15 protein-coding genes and 1 tRNA gene are annotated in these 20,365 nt (G+C 69.4%); 12 read left to right on the plus strand and 4 right to left on the minus strand.

Going from position 1 to position 20,365, the window contains the following annotated elements; all coding sequences use genetic code 11:
* Positions 1–19: 19 nt before the first annotated feature.
* From lgt to ACTU3I_RS18300, 6 genes are all read left to right on the plus strand, one after another.
* On the plus strand, positions 20–1,027 hold the full coding sequence (lgt, locus tag ACTU3I_RS18275) for a prolipoprotein diacylglyceryl transferase (RefSeq protein ID WP_442927147.1): 1,008 nt from the start codon (positions 20–22) through the stop codon (positions 1,025–1,027).
* Positions 1,028–1,081: 54 nt separating this feature from the next.
* On the plus strand, positions 1,082–5,659 hold the full coding sequence (gene gltB / locus ACTU3I_RS18280) for a glutamate synthase large subunit (protein WP_442927148.1): 4,578 nt from the start codon (positions 1,082–1,084) through the stop codon (positions 5,657–5,659).
* Complete coding sequence (locus ACTU3I_RS18285) at positions 5,652–7,118, plus strand: glutamate synthase subunit beta (RefSeq protein ID WP_442927149.1); 1,467 nt, start codon at positions 5,652–5,654, stop codon at positions 7,116–7,118. Before gltB ends, ACTU3I_RS18285 begins: the two co-directional genes overlap by 8 nt.
* Positions 7,119–7,178: 60 nt before the next feature.
* Entirely contained in the window at positions 7,179–8,627 is a 1,449-nt protein-coding gene (gene pyk / locus ACTU3I_RS18290; protein ID WP_442927150.1) for a pyruvate kinase, read from the plus strand.
* 68 nt (positions 8,628–8,695) lie between these two features.
* A tRNA-Leu gene (locus ACTU3I_RS18295) sits at positions 8,696–8,778 on the plus strand.
* Between the two features lie 58 nt (positions 8,779–8,836).
* The gene (locus ACTU3I_RS18300) at positions 8,837–9,460 is read left to right on the plus strand and encodes an ANTAR domain-containing response regulator (RefSeq protein WP_442927151.1); all 624 of its coding nucleotides are present in this window, start codon (positions 8,837–8,839) and stop codon (positions 9,458–9,460) included.
* A 93-nt stretch (positions 9,461–9,553) separates the two neighbouring features.
* Here ACTU3I_RS18300 and ACTU3I_RS18305 read toward each other — a convergent pair whose 3' ends face one another.
* Positions 9,554–9,985 (minus strand): hotdog fold thioesterase, encoded by a 432-nt coding sequence (locus tag ACTU3I_RS18305; RefSeq protein WP_442927152.1) that lies wholly within the window; start codon positions 9,983–9,985, stop codon positions 9,554–9,556.
* Positions 9,986–10,041: 56 nt separating this feature from the next.
* Here ACTU3I_RS18305 and polA point away from each other — a divergent pair, with 56 nt between their 5' ends.
* From polA to ACTU3I_RS18330, 5 genes are all read left to right on the plus strand, one after another.
* Positions 10,042–12,678: a DNA polymerase I gene (gene polA, locus ACTU3I_RS18310; protein ID WP_442927153.1), complete on the plus strand. Its 2,637-nt coding sequence runs from the start codon at positions 10,042–10,044 to the stop codon at positions 12,676–12,678.
* Between the two features lie 41 nt (positions 12,679–12,719).
* On the plus strand, positions 12,720–14,393 hold the full coding sequence (locus ACTU3I_RS18315; RefSeq protein ID WP_442927154.1) for a DUF885 domain-containing protein: 1,674 nt from the start codon (positions 12,720–12,722) through the stop codon (positions 14,391–14,393).
* A gap of 71 nt (positions 14,394–14,464) precedes the next feature.
* On the plus strand, positions 14,465–15,502 hold the full coding sequence (locus tag ACTU3I_RS18320; protein WP_442927155.1) for an LLM class flavin-dependent oxidoreductase: 1,038 nt from the start codon (positions 14,465–14,467) through the stop codon (positions 15,500–15,502).
* A gap of 28 nt (positions 15,503–15,530) precedes the next feature.
* A complete protein-coding gene (locus ACTU3I_RS18325) occupies positions 15,531–16,874 on the plus strand; it encodes an MFS transporter (RefSeq protein ID WP_442927156.1) in 1,344 nt (447 codons plus the stop codon).
* Positions 16,875–16,893: 19 nt separating this feature from the next.
* Entirely contained in the window at positions 16,894–17,649 is a 756-nt protein-coding gene (locus ACTU3I_RS18330; RefSeq protein ID WP_442927157.1) for an SGNH/GDSL hydrolase family protein, read from the plus strand.
* Between the two features lie 7 nt (positions 17,650–17,656).
* Here the strand turns inward: ACTU3I_RS18330 and ACTU3I_RS18335 are convergent, their stop codons facing one another.
* Positions 17,657–18,214, minus strand: a complete 558-nt coding sequence (locus tag ACTU3I_RS18335) for a dihydrofolate reductase family protein (protein WP_442927158.1) — start codon at positions 18,212–18,214, stop codon at positions 17,657–17,659.
* Positions 18,215–18,349: 135 nt separating this feature from the next.
* Here ACTU3I_RS18335 and ACTU3I_RS18340 point away from each other — a divergent pair, with 135 nt between their 5' ends.
* Positions 18,350–18,610, plus strand: coding sequence for a DUF6458 family protein (locus ACTU3I_RS18340; protein WP_442927159.1), 261 nt, complete (start codon positions 18,350–18,352; stop codon positions 18,608–18,610).
* Positions 18,611–18,657: 47 nt separating this feature from the next.
* Here the strand turns inward: ACTU3I_RS18340 and ACTU3I_RS18345 are convergent, their stop codons facing one another.
* Positions 18,658–19,452 (minus strand): thioesterase family protein, encoded by a 795-nt coding sequence (locus tag ACTU3I_RS18345; RefSeq protein WP_442927160.1) that lies wholly within the window; start codon positions 19,450–19,452, stop codon positions 18,658–18,660.
* Positions 19,453–19,493: 41 nt separating this feature from the next.
* Complete coding sequence (locus ACTU3I_RS18350) at positions 19,494–20,360, minus strand: AraC family transcriptional regulator (protein WP_442927161.1); 867 nt, start codon at positions 20,358–20,360, stop codon at positions 19,494–19,496.
* Positions 20,361–20,365 lie beyond the last annotated feature (5 nt).

Consider the following 20,365-nt stretch of genomic DNA (forward strand, 5'->3'; position numbering starts at 1 on the left):
GCAGGCCTAGACTCGACGCATGACGTTCGCCTCTCCGAGCGCCCTCTCGGGCGTGCTCGCCAGCATCCCGAGCCCCGAGATCAGCTACTTCGACCTCTGGCAGGGCGGACCCCGTATCCACTTCTACGCGCTGTGCATCATCGCGGGGATCATCGCCGCGGTGCTGCTGACCAACCACCGGCTGACCCGCCGCGGCGCGGAGCCCTGGATCGTCATCGACATCGCGCTCCTGGCCGTGCCGCTCGCCATCGTCGGCGCACGCATCTACCACGTCGCCACGCACCCCGGCTTCTACTTCGGCGCCGGCTCCAACCCGTGGAACCCCTTCGAACCCGGATCGGTCTGGGCGATCTGGGAGGGCGGGATCGCGATCTACGGCGCACTGCTCGGCGGGGCCGTCGGCGCCTGGCTCGGGTGCCGGTGGACGGGCATCCGGTTCTGGACCCTCGCCGACGCGATCGCGCCCGGGCTGCTCCTCGCCCAGGCGCTCGGCCGCTTCGGCAACTGGTTCAACCAGGAGCTGTTCGGCTGGCCGACCGACGTGCCGTGGGGCCTGGAGATCGACAGCGACAACCCCGCCTTCCCGGCAGGGCTCGAGCCCGGCACGCTCTTCCACCCCACCTTCCTCTACGAGGTGATCTGGAACCTGATCGGCGTCGCGGTGCTCCTGTGGGTCGGCGCCCGCTTCCGTCTGCAGTGGGGTCGCCTCTTCGCCGTGTACCTCATCTGGTACAGCGCGGGGCGGATCGTGTGGGAGTCCATCCGCATCGATCCGAGCGAGATCTACTTCGGCATCCGCACGAACGTGTGGGCGGCCATCGCGGGCGTGCTGCTCGGGCTGGTCATCTTCTTCCTGCAGAGACGGCGTCATCCGGGGTACGAACCGTCCCCCTACGTCCCCGGCCGTGAGGCGAAGGGCAAAGGGGCTGTACAATCGACCGACCCTAACGACTTCGTCGACGTGAGCGAGCCGCCCTCGACGAGCACCCCCGTCGGCGGCGCCAAAAGCTCCACCGCCACGAGATAGACACTTCCGGGCCGACGACGTCCCATCCTGAGCATCAATGTGAGGACGGTTCGTATGGCCTCGAGCCCTCGTTCCCGCGCCGTCGGCGGCGCCCTCCCGCCCCGTCAGGGCATGTACAACCCGGCGTTCGAGAAGGACGCGTGCGGCCTGGCGATGGTGGCGACCCTGCGCGGGGAGCCCGGTCACGACATCATCGACCTCGCTCTCACGGCACTGCGCAACCTCGAGCACCGCGGTGCGATCGGGTCGGACGCGGGCACCGGTGACGGCGCCGGCATCCTGACCCAGATGCCCGACGCGTTCCTGCGCGCCGTCGTCGACTTCGATCTGCCGCCCGTCGGGCAGTACGCCGCGGGCATGGCCTTCCTTCCTCGCGACGCGCACGAGCGCGCCGAGCATAAGGCGGGGATCGAGCGCATCGCCCGGAGCGAGAACCTCGAGGTCCTGGGATGGCGAGAGGTCCCCGTCGACGACGAGAACCTCGGCAAGCTCGCCTACGAGGCTCGCCCCGCCTTCGAGCAGCTGTTCGTGTCGCGCCCCGCCGTGGGGGACGCCGCCGCGCTCTCCGGAATCGCTCTGGACCGCCGCGTCTTCCGGCTCCGCAAGCGCGCCCGCACCGAGCTCGACGCGTATTTCGTCTCGCTGTCCAGCCGCACGCTCGGCTACAAGGGCATGGTCACGACGCTGCAGCTCGAGCCGTTCTACCCCGACCTGCAGGACGAGCGCTTCGCCTCCGAGCTCGCGGTCGTGCACTCGCGCTACTCGACCAACACCTTCCCGTCATGGCCCCTCGCCCAGCCGCTGCGGATGCTGGCGCACAACGGCGAGATCAACACCGTCAACGGCAACCGCAACTGGATGCGCGCACGCCAGTCGCAACTGGAGTCGGAGCTGATCGGCGACATCCGCCCGCTCCTTCCCATCTGCACCGAAGGTGCCAGCGACTCGGCGTCGTTCGACGAGGTGCTGGAGCTGCTGACCCTGACGGGGCGCAGCCTTCCCCACGCCATCATGATGATGGTGCCCGAGGCGTACGAGAAGCAGACCGACATCGCCCCCGACCTCCGCGCGTTCTACGACTACCACGCCATGCAGATGGAGCCGTGGGACGGACCGGCGGCGCTCATCTTCACCGACGGCACCCTCGTCGGGGCCACCCTCGACCGCAACGGGCTGCGCCCGGGGCGGTGGACCGAGACCACCGACGGCCTCGTCGTCATCGGCAGCGAGACGGGGGTGCTGGACTTCGCCCCCGAGCGCATCAAGCGGCGCGGTCGCCTGCGCCCCGGTCGCATGTTCCTCGTGGACACCGCCGAGCAACGCATCATCGAGGACGACGAGATCAAGCGCGACCTCGCCGCCCTCGCACCGTGGCAGGAGTGGCTCGACGCGGGCCGGGTCCGCCTGGCAGACCTTCCGGAGCGGGAGCACATCGTGCACCCGATCGCCTCCATCACGCGGCGGCAGCGCACCTTCGGGTACACCGAGGAAGAGGTGCGCATCCTCCTCACGCCGATGGGACAGAACGGCGCGGAGCCGCTCGGGGCCATGGGCAGCGACACGCCCGTCGCCGTGCTCAGCGAGCGCCCGCGCCTGCTGTTCGACTACTTCACACAGCAGTTCGCACAGGTGACGAACCCGCCGCTGGACTCGATCCGCGAAGAAGTCGTGACCTCGCTCTCGCTCGGTCTCGGCCCGGAGCGGAACCTGCTGGACTGGGGCGCCGAACACACCCGCACCGTCACGCTGGACTTCCCCGTCATCGACAACGACGAGCTCGCGAAGATCCAGCACATCGACACCGCACTGCGCGGCCGTTCCTCGGTGACCGTGCGCGGCCTGTACCGCGTCGAGGCGGGTCCGAAGGGCATGCAGAAGCGGCTCGCACAGATGTGCCGCGAGGTGGACCAGGCCATCGAAGACGGTGCCGAGTTCATCGTCCTCAGCGACCGCGACTCCAACAAGGATCTCGCGCCCATCCCGTCGCTGCTGATGCTGGCCGCGGTGCACCACCACCTCATCCGCAACGAGACCCGCATGAAGGTGGGTCTCGTCGTCGAGGCCGGCGACGTCCGAGAGGTCCACCACGTGGCGACCCTCATCGGCTACGGCGCCTCGGCCGTCAACCCGTATCTCGCGATGGAGACCGTCGAGTACCTCGTCCGTGCCGGGTTCGTCACCGGCATCACGCCCGAGAAGGCGGTGCGCAACCTCATCTACGCCCTCGGCAAGGGCGTGTTGAAGATCATGTCGAAGATGGGCATCTCGACGGTGTCCTCGTACGCCGGGGCCCAGGTCTTCGAGGCCGTCGGACTCTCTCGCGAGTTCGTCGACGCGTACTTCACCGGCACCGAGACCAAGCTCGGGGGAGTCGGGCTCGAGGTCATCGCCGCCGAGAACGCCGCGCGGCACGCCTACGCGTACCCCGAGGATGCTGCGGCCCGCGCTCACGAACGACTGTGGACGGGCGGCGAGTACCAGTGGCGCCGTGACGGCTCGCCGCACCTGTTCAACCCCGACACGGTGTTCCGTCTGCAGCATGCGACGCGCGAGCGGCGCTACGACATCTTCCGCGAGTACAGCACGCTCGTCGACGACCAGGCCTCCGAGCTGAAGACCCTCCGGGGGCTCTTCACGCTGCGCACCGGCGTTCGTCCGGCCGTGCCGATCGACGAGGTGGAGCCCGTCTCCTCGATCGTCAAGCGCTTCTCCACCGGCGCGATGAGCTACGGCTCCATCTCCCAGGAGGCTCACGAGACGCTCGCCATCGCGATGAACCGCCTCGGCGGGAAGTCCAACACGGGGGAGGGCGGCGAAGACGTCGAGCGCCTGCTCGACCCCGAACGCCGCAGCGCCATCAAGCAGGTGGCATCCGGACGCTTCGGGGTGACGAGTCTCTACCTGACCGAGGCCGAGGACATCCAGATCAAGCTCGCGCAGGGCGCCAAGCCCGGCGAGGGCGGCCAGCTCCCGCCGACGAAGGTCTATCCGTGGGTCGCCCGCACACGCCACGCGACGGCGGGCGTGGGCCTCATCTCACCCCCTCCGCATCACGACATCTACTCGATCGAAGACCTCAAGCAGCTGATCTTCGACCTCAAGCGCGCCAACCCGCAGGCCCGCATCCACACCAAGCTCGTCAGCCAGTCGGGCATCGGAGCGGTCGCGGCCGGCGTGGCCAAGGCGCTCTCGGACGTGATCCTCGTCTCCGGTCACGACGGCGGGACGGGCGCGAGCCCGCTCAACTCCCTCAAGCACGCCGGCACGCCCTGGGAGCTCGGTCTCGCCGAGACGCAGCAGACGCTCATGCTGAACGGAATGCGCGATCGCGTCGTGGTGCAGGTCGACGGTCAGCTCAAGACCGGACGCGACGTCATCATCGGCGCGCTGCTCGGTGCCGAGGAGTTCGGTTTCGCCACGGCGCCGCTGGTCGTCTCCGGCTGCGTCATGATGCGCGTCTGCCACCTCGACACGTGCCCGGTAGGCGTGGCGACGCAGAACCCGGCGCTGCGGGCGCGCTTCACCGGCAAGCCCGAGTTCGTCGTGAACTTCATGGAGTTCATCGCCGAGGAGGTGCGCGAGTACCTCGCAGCGCTCGGGTTCCGCTCCATCGAAGAAGCCGTCGGCCACAGCGAGCTGCTGGACGTCAACGGCGCCGTCGAGCACTGGAAGGCGAGCGGACTGGACCTCACCCCGGTGCTGGAAGGACCCCGCTTCGCCGACGACGAGCCGCGCCGCTCCGGCCGTGCGCAGAATCACGAGCTGGACCAGCACTTCGACGTGCAGTTGATCGAACGTGCCCAGGATGTCATCGCCTCGGGCGGATCGATCCGCATCGACCTCCCGGTGCGCAACACGGCGCGCGCGGTGGGGACCATGCTCGGGCACCGGGTGACCCGCGCGCACGGCGCGAACGGACTCACCAGCGGCTCCATCGACGTGCACCTCACCGGATCCGCCGGGCAGTCCTTCGGCGCGTTCATGCCCGCCGGGATCACGCTGCGACTGGAAGGCGACTGCAACGACTACGTGGGCAAGGGTCTCTCGGGCGGCAAGATCGTCATCCGCCCGCCGCGCGAGTCGACCTTCGCCGCATCCGAGAACGTCATCGCCGGCAACGTCATCGGCTACGGCGCGACCCAGGGGTCGCTGTTTCTCAGCGGCATGGTGGGCGAGCGCTTCTTCGTCCGCAACTCCGGCGCCACCGCCGTCGTCGAGGGCGTGGGCGACCACGCGCTCGAGTACATGACCGGCGGGCTCGCTGTCATCCTCGGCGCCACGGGACGCAACCTCGGCGCCGGCATGTCGGGGGGCACGGCGTACGTGTACCGCCTGGACGAGCAGCTCGTGAACCGTGAGGCGCTCGCCTCCGGCGAGCTCGTGCTGGGCCCGCTCGGCTCCGGCGACGCCGAGATGCTCCGCGACCTGCTGCAGGAGCATGTGAGCGAGACGGACTCCGCGCTCGCCCGCCGGCTCCTCGAGGACTTCGACACCGAGCGGGAGAACTTCGTCCGGGTCGTCCCGCGCGACTATGCCGCAGTCCTGGAGACGCGACAGGCCGCACTGGCGGAAGGACTCGATCCCGACGGCGACGTCGTCTGGACCCGCATTCTGGAGGTGACAGGTGGCTGACCCGAAGGGCTTCCTCAAGACCACCGAGCGGGAGCTGCCGCCCCGCCGGCCCGTGCCCGTGCGCATCATGGACTGGAAAGAGGTCTATGAGCCGGCGGATGGGGCGACCGTGCGCCGTCAGGCCGGTCGCTGCATGGACTGCGGCATCCCGTTCTGCCACAAGGGCTGCCCGCTCGGCAACCTCATCCCGGAGTGGAACGACCTCATGTGGCGCGGCGAGGGCCGCGCGGCCATCGAGCGCCTGCACGCGACGAACAACTTCCCCGAGTTCACCGGTCGGCTGTGCCCCGCACCCTGCGAGAGCGCGTGCGTGCTGGGGATCAACCAGCCCGCCGTGACCATCAAGCAGGTCGAGGTCTCGATCATCGACGAGGCCTTCTCGTCGGGGTGGGTCGAGCCCGAGCCGCCCGAGCGCCTGACGGGCAAGACGGTCGCCGTGGTCGGATCCGGACCGGCCGGCCTCGCCGCCGCACAGCAGCTCACCCGGGCCGGCCACACCGTCGCCGTCTACGAGCGCGACGACCGGATCGGGGGGCTGCTGCGATACGGCATCCCCGACTTCAAGATGGAGAAGAAGCACCTCGAGGCGCGGCTGCGCCAGATGCGGGACGAGGGCACGCGCTTCCGTGCGGGCGTCGAGATCGGCACCGACCTCTCGTGGGCAGACCTCCGCAGCCGTTACGACGCGGTCGTCATCGCCACCGGCGCGACAGTGCCCCGCGAGCTCGCGATCCCCGGGCGCGACCTCGCCGGCGTGCATTTCGCGATGGAGTACCTCATCGAGTCCAACAAGGCGGTCGCGGGCGATCAGGTGCCGAACCAGATCAGCGCCGAGGGCAAGCACGTCGTCGTGATCGGCGGCGGCGACACCGGCGCCGACTGCATCGGCACCGCGCACCGGCAGGGTGCGCTGAGCGTCACCAACCTCGCGATCGGCAAGCAGCCTCCGGCGGAGCGTCCTAACGAGCAGCCGTGGCCCATGACGCCGACGCTGTTCGAGATCGCCTCGGCGCATGAGGAGGGCGGCGAGCGGACGTACCTCGCGTCGACCGTCGAGTTCCTCGGCAACGGCGCCGGTGAGGTGCGCGCCCTCCGCGTGGCGGAGACGGAGTACATCGACGGACGCCGCGTCCCCAAGAGCGGCACAGAGCGGGAGATCCCCGCCGACCTCGTCCTGATCGCCATGGGCTTCACCGGACCGGATCGTTCCGCGCTGGAGAGTCAGCTCGGCACGCAGTTCACCGCGCGCGGCAACGTCGAGCGCGACGGCGCCTACACCACGACGGCACCCGGCGTGTTCGTCGCGGGCGACGCCGGGCGCGGGCAGTCGCTCATCGTGTGGGCGATCGCCGAGGGCCGCGCCGCGGCTGCATCCGTCGACCAGTACCTCATGGGCAGCACCGCGCTGCCCTCACCCGTGCAGCCGTCCGATGTCGCCATCGGTCTTCAGCCCGCGTAGGCTGACCCAGGCTCACCCGGCCACCTTCCCCTTCCCTCTTCCACCCGGAGAACACACATAGTGAGACGCGCCAAGATCGTTGCCACCCTCGGTCCTGCGACCTCGTCGTACGAGATGGTCCGCGCCATCATCGAGGCCGGTGTGGACGTCGCCCGGCTGAACCTCAGCCACGGCGACTACACCGTGCACGACGCGAACTTCGCCAACGTGCGCAAGGCCGCCGACGACGCCGGGCGCCCCGTCGCCGTGCTCGTCGACCTGCAGGGCCCGAAGATCCGGCTCGGACGCTTCGCCGACGGGCCGCACGAGCTCGAAGCCGGGGACACCTTCACGATCACGATCGACGACGTGCCCGGCACGAAGGAGCTCGTCTCGACCACGTTCAAGGGACTGCCCAACGACGTCAAGCCGGGCGATTTCCTCCTCATCGACGACGGCAAGGTGCGCGTGCGCGTCGTGGCCGCCGATGCCACCACCGTCACCACCGAGGTCGTCGTCGGCGGCATGGTGTCCAACAACAAGGGCATCAACCTTCCCGGCGTCGCCGTGAACGTCCCCGCGCTCAGCGACAAGGACGAGGCCGATCTCCGCTGGGCGCTGCGCATCGGCGCCGACATCATCGCGCTGTCGTTCGTGCGAAGCGCCAAGGACGTCCAGCGGGCGCACGTGATCATGGCCGAGGAGGGACGCCACATCCCGATCATCGCCAAGATCGAGAAGCCGCAGGCGGTGGACAATCTCGAGGAGATCGTCGACGCGTTCGACGGCATCATGGTGGCCCGTGGCGATCTGGGCGTGGAGCTTCCCCTGGAGGCGGTGCCGATCGTTCAGAAGCGCGCGGTCGAGCTCGCCCGGCGCATGGCGAAGCCGGTCATCGTGGCCACCCAGATGCTGGAGTCGATGATCTCCAGCCCCGTGCCCACGCGCGCCGAGACCAGCGACGTCGCCAACGCCGTGCTCGACGGCGCCGACGCCGTGATGCTCTCGGGCGAGACGAGCGTGGGGGAGTACCCGGTGGTGGTCGTCGAGACCATGGCGCGCATCGTCGCGTCCACCGAGGAGCACGGACTCGAGCGGATCCTGCCCCTGACGAACAAGCCCCGCACGCAGGGCGGCGCCATCACCCTGGCCGCCGTCGAGGTCGCCGACTTCGTCGAGGCGAAGTACCTGTGCGTCTTCACCGAGTCGGGCGATTCGGCACGGCGTCTCTCGCGCCTGCGCTCCATGATCCCGATGCTCGCCTTCACGCCCGAGCCCGGCATCCGCCGGCGACTCGCCCTCACCTGGGGCGTGTGGGCCAACCTGGTCGAGCACGTCGTCCACACCGACCGCATGTACATCCAGGTCGACGACTACCTGCTCAGCAACGACCTGGCCAAGGTCGGGGACAAGGTGGTCGTCATCTCCGGGTCGCCTCCCGGCATCGCCGGCTCGACGAACGACCTGCGCGTCCACCGGGTCGGCGACGCCGTCCACGGCGCCGCGCCCATCTACCAGAGCGACCACTGACGCATCCGCGGATGCGCCGGCTCTCCGGTGCATCCGCGCGGGTGCGCTAGGGTCGATCCGACGTGCAGGCCGGTGTGGCGGAATGGCAGACGCGGGGCACTCAAAATGCTCTGTCCGCAAGGGCGTGTGGGTTCGAGTCCCACCACCGGCACGATCGCGCAACGGCTCCCTGCGGGGCCGGTGCGCGTGCAGTCTCCCCGAGTTCTAGGATGGAAACCGTGACCGACGCAGAAGCCCCCGCCGCCGCCTCCGCACCCCGCCGCGTGGTCGTGGCCGAGGACGAGTCGCTCATCCGTCTGGACATCGTGGAGATCCTCCGCGACAACGGCTACGACGTCGTCGGCGAGGCCGGTGACGGCGAGACCGCCGTCCAGCTCGCGACGGAGCTGCGCCCCGACCTCGTCATCATGGATGTGAAGATGCCGCAGCTCGACGGGATCAGCGCGGCGGAACGGTTGAGCAAGAACCACATCGCCCCCGTGGTCCTGCTCACCGCCTTCAGCCAGAAGGAGCTCGTCGAGCGAGCGAGCGAGGCCGGCGCTCTGGCATACGTCGTGAAGCCCTTCACCCCGAACGATCTGCTGCCGGCGATCGAGATCGCGCTGGCTCGCTACGACCAGATCATCACGCTCGAGGCCGAGGTCGCCGACATGGTCGAACGCTTCGAGACGCGCAAGCTCGTCGACCGCGCCAAGGGCCTGCTGAACGAGAAGATGGGGCTCACCGAGCCCGAGGCGTTCCGCTGGATCCAGAAGGCCTCGATGGACCGCCGCCTGACCATGCAGGACGTGGCGAAGGCGATCATCGAGCAGCTGGCGCCAAAGAAGTCCTGAGCCCCCTTCCCGCGAGACTCCATCTCCGCGCCGAGACCGCGCCCGACGTCAGCAGTCTCGTGGCGCGGATGCGGTCTCGCGGCGCCGCGGGCGTCAGGACGGCGGCAGATCCTTGATGTAGTTCGTGATCCGGACGGTCGAGCACCGCTGCCCCTGGTCGTCGGTGACGACGATCTCGTGCACTGTCATCGTGCGCCCCAGGTGGAGCGGCGTGCACACGCCCGTGACGATCCCGCTCGTGGCAGAACGGGTGTGCGTGGCGTTGATGTCGACGCCGACCGCGAGGCGGCCCGGACCCGCATACAGGTTCGCGGCCATCGATCCGAGCGACTCGCCCAGGACGACGTAGGCGCCGCCGTGCAGCAGCCCCACGGGCTGCGTGTTGCCTTCGACCGGCATGGTCGCCACGGTGCGCTCGACGGTGAACTCCACCCACTCGATCCCCATCTTCTCGGCCAGAGCGCCCATTCCGCGCTCGATGGCCCAGTCGATCCCCGACGAGGGATCCGAGGTGGTCGAGGTCATGGGCGCCTTCGCTCGAGGAGGGAAAGGATGTCGGGTGCCGTCGTTAGGCTGAGCAGGTGACGGACTCCGAAAAGCCTACCCTTCTCGTCGTCGACGGCCATTCGCTCGCCTACCGGGCGTTCTACGCACTCCCCGTCGAGAACTTCTCCACGAAGGACGGGCAGCACACGAACGGCATCTACGGATTCCTGTCGATGTTCGTGAACCTGCTGAAGGCCGAGAAGCCCACCCACGTCGCCGTCGCCTTCGACATGTCGCGGCAGTCGTTCCGCACCGAGGCCTACGCCGAGTACAAGGCGAACCGGTCCGAGACGCCGAGCGAGTTCAAGGGTCAGATCCCGCTCCTGCAGGAGTGCCTCGCGGCCATGAGCGTTCCCGTCCTGCAGAAGGAGGGGTTCGAGGCCGACGACATCCTCGCCACGCTGGCCACGCAGGGTGCCGAGAAGGGCTATCGCGTCCTGGTGTGCTCCGGCGACCGCGATACCATCCAGCTCGTCACCGACGACGTGACCCTGCTCTATCCGAACGTGCAGGGGGTGTCTCAGCTCAAGCGCTACGACCCGCCCGCCGTGGTGGAGAAGTACGGTCTCCCTGCCGCGCAGTACCCCGAGATCGCGGCGCTGGTGGGGGAGACCAGCGACAATCTCCCCGGTGTGCCGAAGGTGGGAGAGAAGACGGCCGTGAAGTGGCTCACGCAGTTCGGGTCGCTCGAGGCGCTGCTGGACAACGCCGACAGCATCAAGGGCGTCGTCGGCAACAACCTCCGCGAGCACCTCGATGATGTGCGCCGCAACCGGACGCTGAACCGGTTGCTTCGCGACGTGGAGCTTCCGGTGACGCCGGAGGACCTCGAGATGCGTCCCATCGACGCGCAGGCTGTCCGCGACATCTTCGCGCGCCTGGAATTCCGGACGCTGCTTCCCCGCGTGTTCGAGGTGGCCGGAGCGGATGCGACCGGATCCGATGCCAGCATCCCCGTCGCCCAGGCGCCCGCTGCCGAAGAGCTCGACGCGGCGCGTCTGGCCGCGTGGGCCGCAGCCGCCGACTCCGACGTGGGCGTGACGATCGAGCTGTCGGCCGGACGACCGGTCCGCGTGGGCCTGGCGACGGCATCGGGCGCGGCGGAGGCGGCCTGGTCGCCCGAGGTGCGCGACGAGCTCGCCGGATGGTTCGCGTCGTCGCGCCCGAAGGTGCTCGCCGACGGGAAGCCGCAGGTGAAGGCCCTGCTCCGTGAGGGGATCTCGCTGGGCGGCCTGGTCTTCGACGTGGTCCTCGCCGGGTGGCTCCTTCGCCCGAGCTTTCCCGACAAGACCCTCGGCGACCTCGTCGCCCGCTATCTCGGGGAGAAGCTCCCCGAAGCCGACCCCGCACAGCTCGTGCCCGAGAACGAAGGCGCGACGCCCGGGCAGGTGTCGTGGTTCCTCCTGCGGGTCGCCGCAGCGCTCCGCGAAGAGCTGCCCGCGCCGGTCGTGCGCGTCCTCACCGAGATCGAGCTGCCCACGTTGCAGGCGCTCGCGGCGATGGAGCTGGCCGGTGTGGCGGTGTCGCACGAGAAGCTGTCGACGTTCTCGGCCGAGCTCGGCGCACGCGCTGACGCCCTCGCCCAGGACGCCTACGCAGCCATCGGCCGGGAAGTGAACCTCGGTTCGCCGAAGCAGCTGCAGGAGGTGCTGTTCGAGGACCTGCAGCTTCCCAAGACGCGCAAGACCAAGTCGGGATACACGACGGATGCCGCTGCCCTGACCGATCTGCAGGAGACTGCTCCGCACCCGTTCCTCGCGCTTCTCCTGCAGCATCGCGAAGCGACGAAGCTCCGACAGATCATCGAGTCGCTCGACGTCGCGATCGACGACGGCGGGCGCGTCCACACGACCTACCTGCAGACCGGCAGCCAGACCGGGCGGCTGTCGAGCACCGACCCCAACCTGCAGAACATCCCGATCCGCAACGAGGAGAGCACCCGCATCCGCGCCGCATTCGAGGTCGGCGAGGGGTACGAGACGCTGCTCACCGCCGACTACTCGCAGATCGAGATGCGCATCATGGCGCATCTGTCGGGAGACCCTGGCCTGATCGAGGCGTTCAACTCCGGCGAAGACCTGCACCGCTTCGTCGGCGCGCGCGTGTTCGGCGTCGCGCCCGAGGACGTCTCCCCGGCGATGCGCACGAAGGTCAAGGCGATGTCGTACGGACTGGTCTACGGCCTGTCGGCTTTCGGACTGTCCAAGCAGCTGCGGATCGACCAGTCGGAGGCGCGCGAGCTGATGCTGGAGTATTTCGCGCGCTTCGGCTCGGTGCGCGACTACCTGCGCACGTCCGTGGAGAAGGCGCGCATGGAGGGATACACCGAGACGATCTTCGGTCGCCGCCGCCCGTTCCCCGACCTCACGAGCATGAACCGCGTGCTCCGCGAGAACGCCGAGCGCGCGGCGCTGAACGCCCCGATCCAGGGAAGCGCCGCCGACATCATGAAGATCGCGCTCTTCCACATCCACGACGATCTCGCCGCAGCGGGCCTGCGCTCGCGGGTGCTCCTGCAGATCCACGACGAGCTCGTCGTGGAGGTCGCGCCGGGGGAGTGGGACGCGACCGAAGAGATCGTCCGCACGCGGATGGGCGATGCGGCGGAGCTGTCGGTCCCGCTCGATGTGCAGATCGGCCGCGGCGCCGATTGGAACGAGGCCGGACACTGACGCGGGTTGGCCGGGCCTGCCCGCATCCGTAGGCTCGAAGGATGACGAACGAACCCCGCACCCCCACCCCGATCGACCAGATCGCGGACGGGTGGGTCGACACTCTCGCGGAGCTCGAACCCACCCTGGCGACCTACATCGGCCGCTCCGAGTTCAACGACCGGTTCGGCGACTACTCTCCGGCAGGGCACGAGCGCGTCGCCGAGGCGACCCGCTCGACGCTCGCCGCACTGGAGGCGGCGCAGCCGGTCGACGCGGTGGACGAGGTCACTCGGGACGACCTGTCGCGGGAACTGCGGCTGTCGCTCGAACTGTCGGACGCGAAATGGCATCTGCGCGACCTGAACGTCATCGCCTCGCCGGCTCAGGACATCCGGGCCGTGTTCGACCTCATGCCCACCGGCACGACCGAGGACTGGTCGGTCGTCTCCGCACGGCTCGGCGCGCTCCCGACCGCCGTCGACGGCTACATCCGGACGCTCCGGCAGGGCATCGCGGAGGGCGTCGTCCCGGCCCGCCGCCAGGTGGTGGAGGTCGTGACCCAGATCGCCCGGTACACCAGCGACAGCGGCTTCTTCGCGGAGTTCGCCGCCGACGCCGCCCCGGCAGAGGGGGCGCTGCCCGCCTCCCTGGCACGCGACCTCGCCGACCGCGCCAACGCGGCGCGCGTCGCGTACGGTGCGCTGTCGACTTTCCTCTCCACAGAGCTGGCGCCCGCCGCACCCGAGAAGGATGCGGTCGGCCGCGAGCTGTACGCGCTCCACTCGCGGCGTTTCCTCGGAGCGACCATCGATCTCGATGAGACGTACGAATGGGGTATCGAGGAGCTCGCGCGCATGGTCGCCGAGCAGGAGGCGATCGCCGCCGAGATCCTCCCGGGGGCCGGAGTCGAGGAGGCTGTCGCGCATCTGGAAGCCGACCCCGCGCGCAAGCTCGTGGGGACCGAGGCGCTGCAGAAGTGGATGCAGGCGACGAGCGACCGCGCGATCGAAGACCTCGGCCGCACGCACTTCGACATCCCCGAACCGATCCGCCGTCTCGAGTGCATGATCGCGCCCACGCGCGAGGGGGGCATCTACTACACCGGGCCGACCGACGATTTCTCCCGTCCCGGTCGCATGTGGTGGTCGGTGCCCGAGGGGGTGAACGAGTTCGACACCTGGCGCGAGCTCACGACGGTCTATCACGAGGGTGTCCCCGGCCATCACCTGCAGATCGCGCAAGCCGTGTACAACCGCGCGCAGCTCAACTCGTGGCGACGCCTTCTCGGTGGCACCTCCGGCCACGCCGAGGGATGGGCCCTGTATGCCGAGCGGCTGATGGAATCCCTCGGGTTCCTCGACGACCCCGCCGACCGGCTCGGCATGCTCGACGGCCAGCGGATGCGCGCCGCCCGCGTCGTGCTCGACATCGGGGTGCATCTGGAGAAACCGCGTCTGAGCGGCGAGGGCACGTGGGACGCGGACTACGCGCTGCAGTTCATGATGCGCAACGTGAACATGTCAGAGGAGTTCGTGCGCTTCGAGGTCAACCGCTACCTGGGATGGCCGGGTCAGGCGCCCTCGTACAAGGTCGGTCAGCGCATCTGGGAGCAGCTGCGCGACGGATACGCCGAGGCACAGGGGAGCGAGTTCGACATCAAGCAGTTCCACAAGCGAGCGCTCGATCTCGGGGGCGTCGGACTCGACACCCTTCGCGCGGCCCTGCTGCCGTAACCCCGGGGGCAGCGACGGGAATGCGCGCACGCGTGCACCTGTTCATTCATCCGAATAGATAGGAGACGCGGATGAGCGCGGAGACGGTAGAGCTCGGGATCGACACGTTCGGCGACGTGGCGCGTCACCCGGATGGCACGCAGGCGACCGATGCGCAGACCATCCGGTACGTCGTCGAGCAGGCGGTCCGCGCAGACGAGGCGGGGCTGTCGTTCTTCGGGGTGGGGGAGCACCACCGTCCGGAATTCGCCGTCTCCAGTCCCGAGATCGTCCTGGCTGCCGCCGCGGGTCGAACCTCCCGTATCCACCTCGGCACGGCGGTGACCGTGCTCTCGTCCGACGACCCGGTACGGGTGTACGAGCGGTTCGCCACCCTCGACGCCGTGTCGTCGGGACGTGCGGAGGTGATCCTCGGGCGCGGTTCGTTCATCGAGTCCTTCCCCCTGTTCGGATTCGACCTCTCCGATTACGAGCTGCTGTTCGACGAGAAGCTCGACCTGTTCCGGCAGCTTCTCGACGAGAACCCCGTGACCTGGTCGGGGAAGACCCGCGCACCGCTGAACGACGCCGACGTGTATCCCAAGACCGAGGGCGGGTTGAAAGCCTGGGTGGGCGTGGGCGGCAGCCCGGAGTCGGTGGTGCGGACGGCGCGGCACGGGTTCGGCCTCATGCTGGCGATCATCGGCGGGCCGGCCGAACGGTTCCGCCCGTTCGTCGACCTCTATCACCGGTCGCTGGACTCCTTCGGGCGCGATCGACTGCCCACCGGCGTCCACTCGCCGGGCCACATCGCCGACACGGATGATGAGGCGCGCGAGCAGGCGTACCCCGGTATCGCGGAGAACTACACGACGATCGGGCGCGAGCGCGGCTGGCCCGCCTACAACCGCCTGCGCTTCCAGCACGACCTCGGCCCGGAAGGCTCGCTGTACGTGGGTTCGCCCGAGACCGTCGCGCGCAAGATCGCCGACACCGTCCGAACCCTCGGTGCCGACCGCTTCGACATGAAGATCGGCACGGGCGGCCTCCCGCAGGATCAGGCGCTGCGCAGCATCGAACTCTACGGCACGCACGTTCTTCCGATGGTGCGGGACATCCTCGCGTCCTGACGCGGCCGGCTGTCCCTAGCATGTCGCTATGACTCCGACGACGACCCCGTCGACCGTCTCCGAACGGCTCGACCGTCTTCCCTTCTCGCGCGCCCACCTGCGCGTGCTCACCGGCTCGGGTGTCGGGTGGGCGCTGGACGCCATGGACGTGGGTCTCATCTCGTTCGTCCTGGCCATGCTCGTGGACCAGTGGGCGCTCCAGCCGGAGCAGGCTTCCTGGATCGCCTCGGCGGGGTTCGTGGGAATGGCGGTCGGCGCGAGCGTCGGCGGCCTGCTGGCCGACCGCTTCGGGCGCCGCCAGGTCTTCGCTGTCACCCTGCTGATCTACGGCGTGGCGACCGGCGCGAGCGCGCTCGCCGGCGGTCTCCTCGCGCTCATCCTGCTCCGCTTCCTCGTCGGGCTGGGGCTGGGGGCAGAGCTACCGGTCGCATCGACCTATGTCAGCGAGTTCGCACCCGCTCGCATCCGCGGTCGCCTCATCGTCATCCTCGAGGCCTTCTGGGCGATCGGCTGGACGGCGGCCGCGCTGATCGGGTACTTCGTCATCCCCACGTCGGCGGACGGCTGGCGGTGGGCTTTCACCCTCGGCGCCATCCCGGCGGCATACGCTCTGATCGTCCGGTGGGGTCTGCCCGAATCACCGAGGTGGCTGGCGCGTCGGGGGCGCACCGCCGAAGCGGACCGCATCGTGGCCTCGTTCGAACGGCACGCTGCACCCGTTTCGGCACCCGCGTCGGCATCCGCTCCCGCGCCGCAGATGGCGACGGCCGCGGGCGAGCGGGTGCGGGCACTGTGGTCGCCGGAATTCCGGCTTCGCACCGCGAGCCTGTGGGTCGTGTGGTTCTGCGTGAACTTCTCCTACTACGGCGCCTTCATCTGGATTCCGTCGATCCTGGTGTCGCAGGGGTACGACCTCGTGCGCTCGTTCGGCTTCACGCTGATCATCACTCTCGCTCAACTGCCGGGATATGCCGTCGCGGCGTGGCTCATCGAGGTATGGGGGCGCCGCGTCACCCTGGCGGTCTTCCTCGCCGGATCCGCCGTGTCCGCGGTCCTCTTCGGCACTGCCACCAGCGAGCCGGTCGTCATCGCCACCGGGATGGCGCTGTCGTTCTTCAACCTCGGCGCCTGGGGGGCACTGTATGCGGTGTCGCCGGAGACGTACCCCACGTCGATGCGTGCGACGGGGAGCGGGTGGGCCGCCGGGGTCGGGCGGATCGCGTCGATCGTCGCGCCGTTGGCGGTGCCGCCGCTCCTGGCCGCCGGAGGGGCCCCGATGCTCTTCGTCGTGTTCGCGGCATTCTTCGCCGTCGCGGTCGTGGCGACATGGGGCCTCGCCGACCGTCGCGGGTGGGCTCTGGACGACCGCTGAGCGCACGTAGGGTGGGACGGTGACATCCGTTCGCTACGTTGCCATCGGCGATTCCTTCACCGAGGGTGTCGGAGACGAGCTGTCCGACGGCACCGTGCGCGGCTGGGCCGACCTGGTCGCGCAGGGCTGGGCGGATGCGGCGGGGGAGCGCATCTCGTATGCGAACCTCGCGATCCGCGGCAAGCTCGTGTGGCCGATCGTGCACGAGCAGCTCGAGCCGGCGCTGGCCCTGAAGCCCACGCACCTGTCGTTCAACGGCGGCGGCAACGACATGCTCCGCCCGCGCACCAGGATCGCGCACATCGCCGACGCGTTCTCCGAGGTGCTCCGCCGGTGCGACGAGGAGGGGGTGCGCCTGATCCTCCTGTCCGGGGCGAACCCGTCGGGCCAGCTCCCGCTCGGGCGCGTCGTGCAGCGACGCGGAGACCTGCTGTCGGAGGCCGTCGTCGGACGCATCGCCGACCGACCGGATGTCATCCGCGCGCTGAACTGGCCCGACCGGGAGCTCTCGACTCCGCCGTACTGGTCGGCCGACCGCTTGCACATGAACACCCGCGGCCACCACCGCGTCGCCGCGCGCGTCCTCGAGGCGCTCGGCGTGCCCGCGCCGCCGTCGTGGTGGTCTCTGCAGGACCCGGCCGCCGAACGCCTTCGCGGGATGGCCTACTACCGCACCCACGTCGGTCCTTGGGTGCGCAGACGCCTGACCGGCACATCATCCGGCGACGGCCGCGTGGCCAAGTTCCCCGAGTGGATCGACGTGCTTCCGGGCTGAGCGAGCCTCAGCGGAGCACGCGGTAGGTCGCCTCGACGAACTGTCCCGCGCGGTCGAGAGTCTCCAGCCGCAGACGGTCGGGGCCGATCCGGCGGGGGAGAAGGGGCTTGCCGGACGGGACCACCGCTGGCGCGATGGAGACGCGGATCTCGTCGAGGTGACCGGCATCATCGAATTGTCCGACCAGGTCGCCGCCGCCGACCAGCCACACGACGCGATCGCCGGCAGCATCCGCGACGCGGGGCCAGAAGTCGGAGACCGCGCCCTGCACGAATCGGATATCGGCGCCGGTCGGGGTCGCGAGTGTTCGATGCGTCACGACGAAACACGGGAGCGCGCCGTACGTCTCCGCCCACATCCCGGGTCGCTCGGCCGCCTCCATACGCATCACCCACTCGTAGGTCGCCGCCCCCATGACGAACGCCCCGACCGTCTCGAGGAATGCGCCGAAGCTGCTCTCCGCCTCATCGGCGCCGGGGACGGCGAACAGCCAGTCCAGCGAATCGTTCTCGTCGGCGAGGAAGCCGTTGAGCGTGGTCGCGGTGTGGAAGATCGTGATCGGCATGTGCCGAGCGTAGGCCGACCCGCCGACATCCGCGGCTGTCAACCCCTCCCGGCGGCGCCGTCGGCCCGCCATCATGGGTGGCGCGCACAGGAGTGTGCACGAGCGCGCGTCAGCGCCGCCGGAAGGGGAAACGCTATGAGTATCGGAGCTGGAATCGCTCTGTTCGTGATCGGCGCCATCCTGGCCTTCGCGGTCAACGTTCAGGTCGAATGGGTGAACCTCGACCTCATCGGCTACATCCTGATGGGCGCGGGCGTCGTCGTCTTCGTCATCGGGCTCGTCCTGATGCTGCGCCGTCGCTCCAGCGACACCGTCACGCGGACGGCAGTCGACCCGGCCGCGGGCGAGCGCGTCACGCGCCAGACCACGCGATCCAGCGGCGACGACGTCGTCTGATCCCGTCGAGTCGCCGACATACGTCGGGTTTCGAGCGAAATCACGACCTATGTTGGCGACTCGACGCCGACAGAGCGGAGAGTGAGCGTCTGCTCGACCGCACCCAGGGGGCCGTCCTCGTCGTGCAGGATCGAGTGGGTGAGGCCGTGCCCGTGCGGCCCGAAACTCACCGTCGTGTCGAACCCGGTCCACTCCCGCGTCGGCGTGCGGAACAGCTGTACCGACAGATCGACGTTGGGGAACGCCCATTCCGTGGGCGACACGCGCGTCGCGGAGCCGTTCGCGACATCGACCATGCCGACGAGGCGAGCGGTCGGGCTGACGGGTTCGCCGCCGAGGAGGGGGATGCGCGGACGCATCCAGTATCGGGCGCGCCCGGGCTCCACGTCGTCTCGCCGGATCTCGACCGTCCGCACGCATTCACCCGGCCACACGGTGGACGCGTCCCACGGCTCGAGTTCGGCGCGGGGCGGGAGGAGCGGGAACGCCGAGCCCGCAACGGATGCGGTGTCGGGCGTCGCCAGGAACCACGCCCGCGCGATCACGGCGGCCCGCCCGCCGTGGCTGAGCGTGGCCTCGGCGAGCTCGATCGTCCGACCCGGACGAACGACGCGCACGGCCGTCTCGACGACGTCGATGGGGAGAACCCCGAGGATGTCGAAGGAGATCCGTGCCACCTCGAACGGAGCGCTCTGGCGCGCGCGATGGTCCGTCTCCAGCACGTGCGTGAGAAGCCCGAACGACGGCGCGATGTGCTGCTCGTCTGTGCGCCACGCGCCTCCGACCGCCGGAGTCGCACGGAAGCGGGAGGCGTCGAGACGCTCGAAGTATGCGGATTCCACACTCCGACGCTACGCGAGCCGTGCGACGACCCGCGCCACGCCTAGCCGCGCTCGACGGGGAGCCACAGCTCGGTCGTCGCCGTGCGGAAGTCGGGGGAACGCTCCACGACGGCGACGATCGACGGCCCCGGACGCAGGCGCCACGGGTTCGACGGGAACCAGTCGGTCGCCGTCGCCGCCCACGTCGTCTGCAGCGCGTCGGGATACGCACCCTCGGTGCGGAAGATCGCCCACGTGCCGGCCGGCACCTCGATCACATCGAGACCGTCCGGGGCGGGAGATCCGCCTCGGATCGCGACGCCGTGGAGATACGTGAGCTCGGTGCCCTCGTCGTAGTCGGGATCAACGTCGGCGCTCACCTGCAGGAGCCCGCCGGGCTCGGCGTCGCTCAACGCCTTCAGCCTCTCGTGCTCGGACAGGGGGAGTGAGGCGATGTGCGCCTGGATGTGCGGATTGACGCCCTGGTGGATGAGCGGAACGCGCGCGGCGTGGCCGATGAGCCGGAAAGCCGGTTGCTCGGTGATGCGAGTATCCATAGGTGTGTTCCCTTCGACGGTCAGGCGGAACCTGAGATGCGGTTGCGAGTGAAGGGAACCGTTGCCGCGACGCACATCACCGGGCGAGTTGCCGTGTACGGCCCGGAACGCCCGGCCGAACGCCTCGGTCGAGCCGTATCCATGGCGAACGGCGATCGTGAGCAGATCGTCGTCGCTCATGAGATCCGCCGCGGCGACCGTCATACGACGGCGACGGACGTACTCCGACAGCGGCATGCCCGCCAGCGACGAAAACATCCGGCGGAGGTGGTATTCGGTCGTGCCGAAGCTCTCCGCCAGGGTGGCGACGTCGAGCTCGTCTCCGAGGTGGTCCTCGACGTGTTCGACGAGACGATTGAGAGTCGCGATCACGGTGC

It is taken from the genome of Microbacterium sp. RD1 (genome assembly GCF_052220165.1).
In the GTDB taxonomy this organism is placed as follows: Bacteria; Actinomycetota; Actinomycetes; order Actinomycetales; family Microbacteriaceae; genus Microbacterium.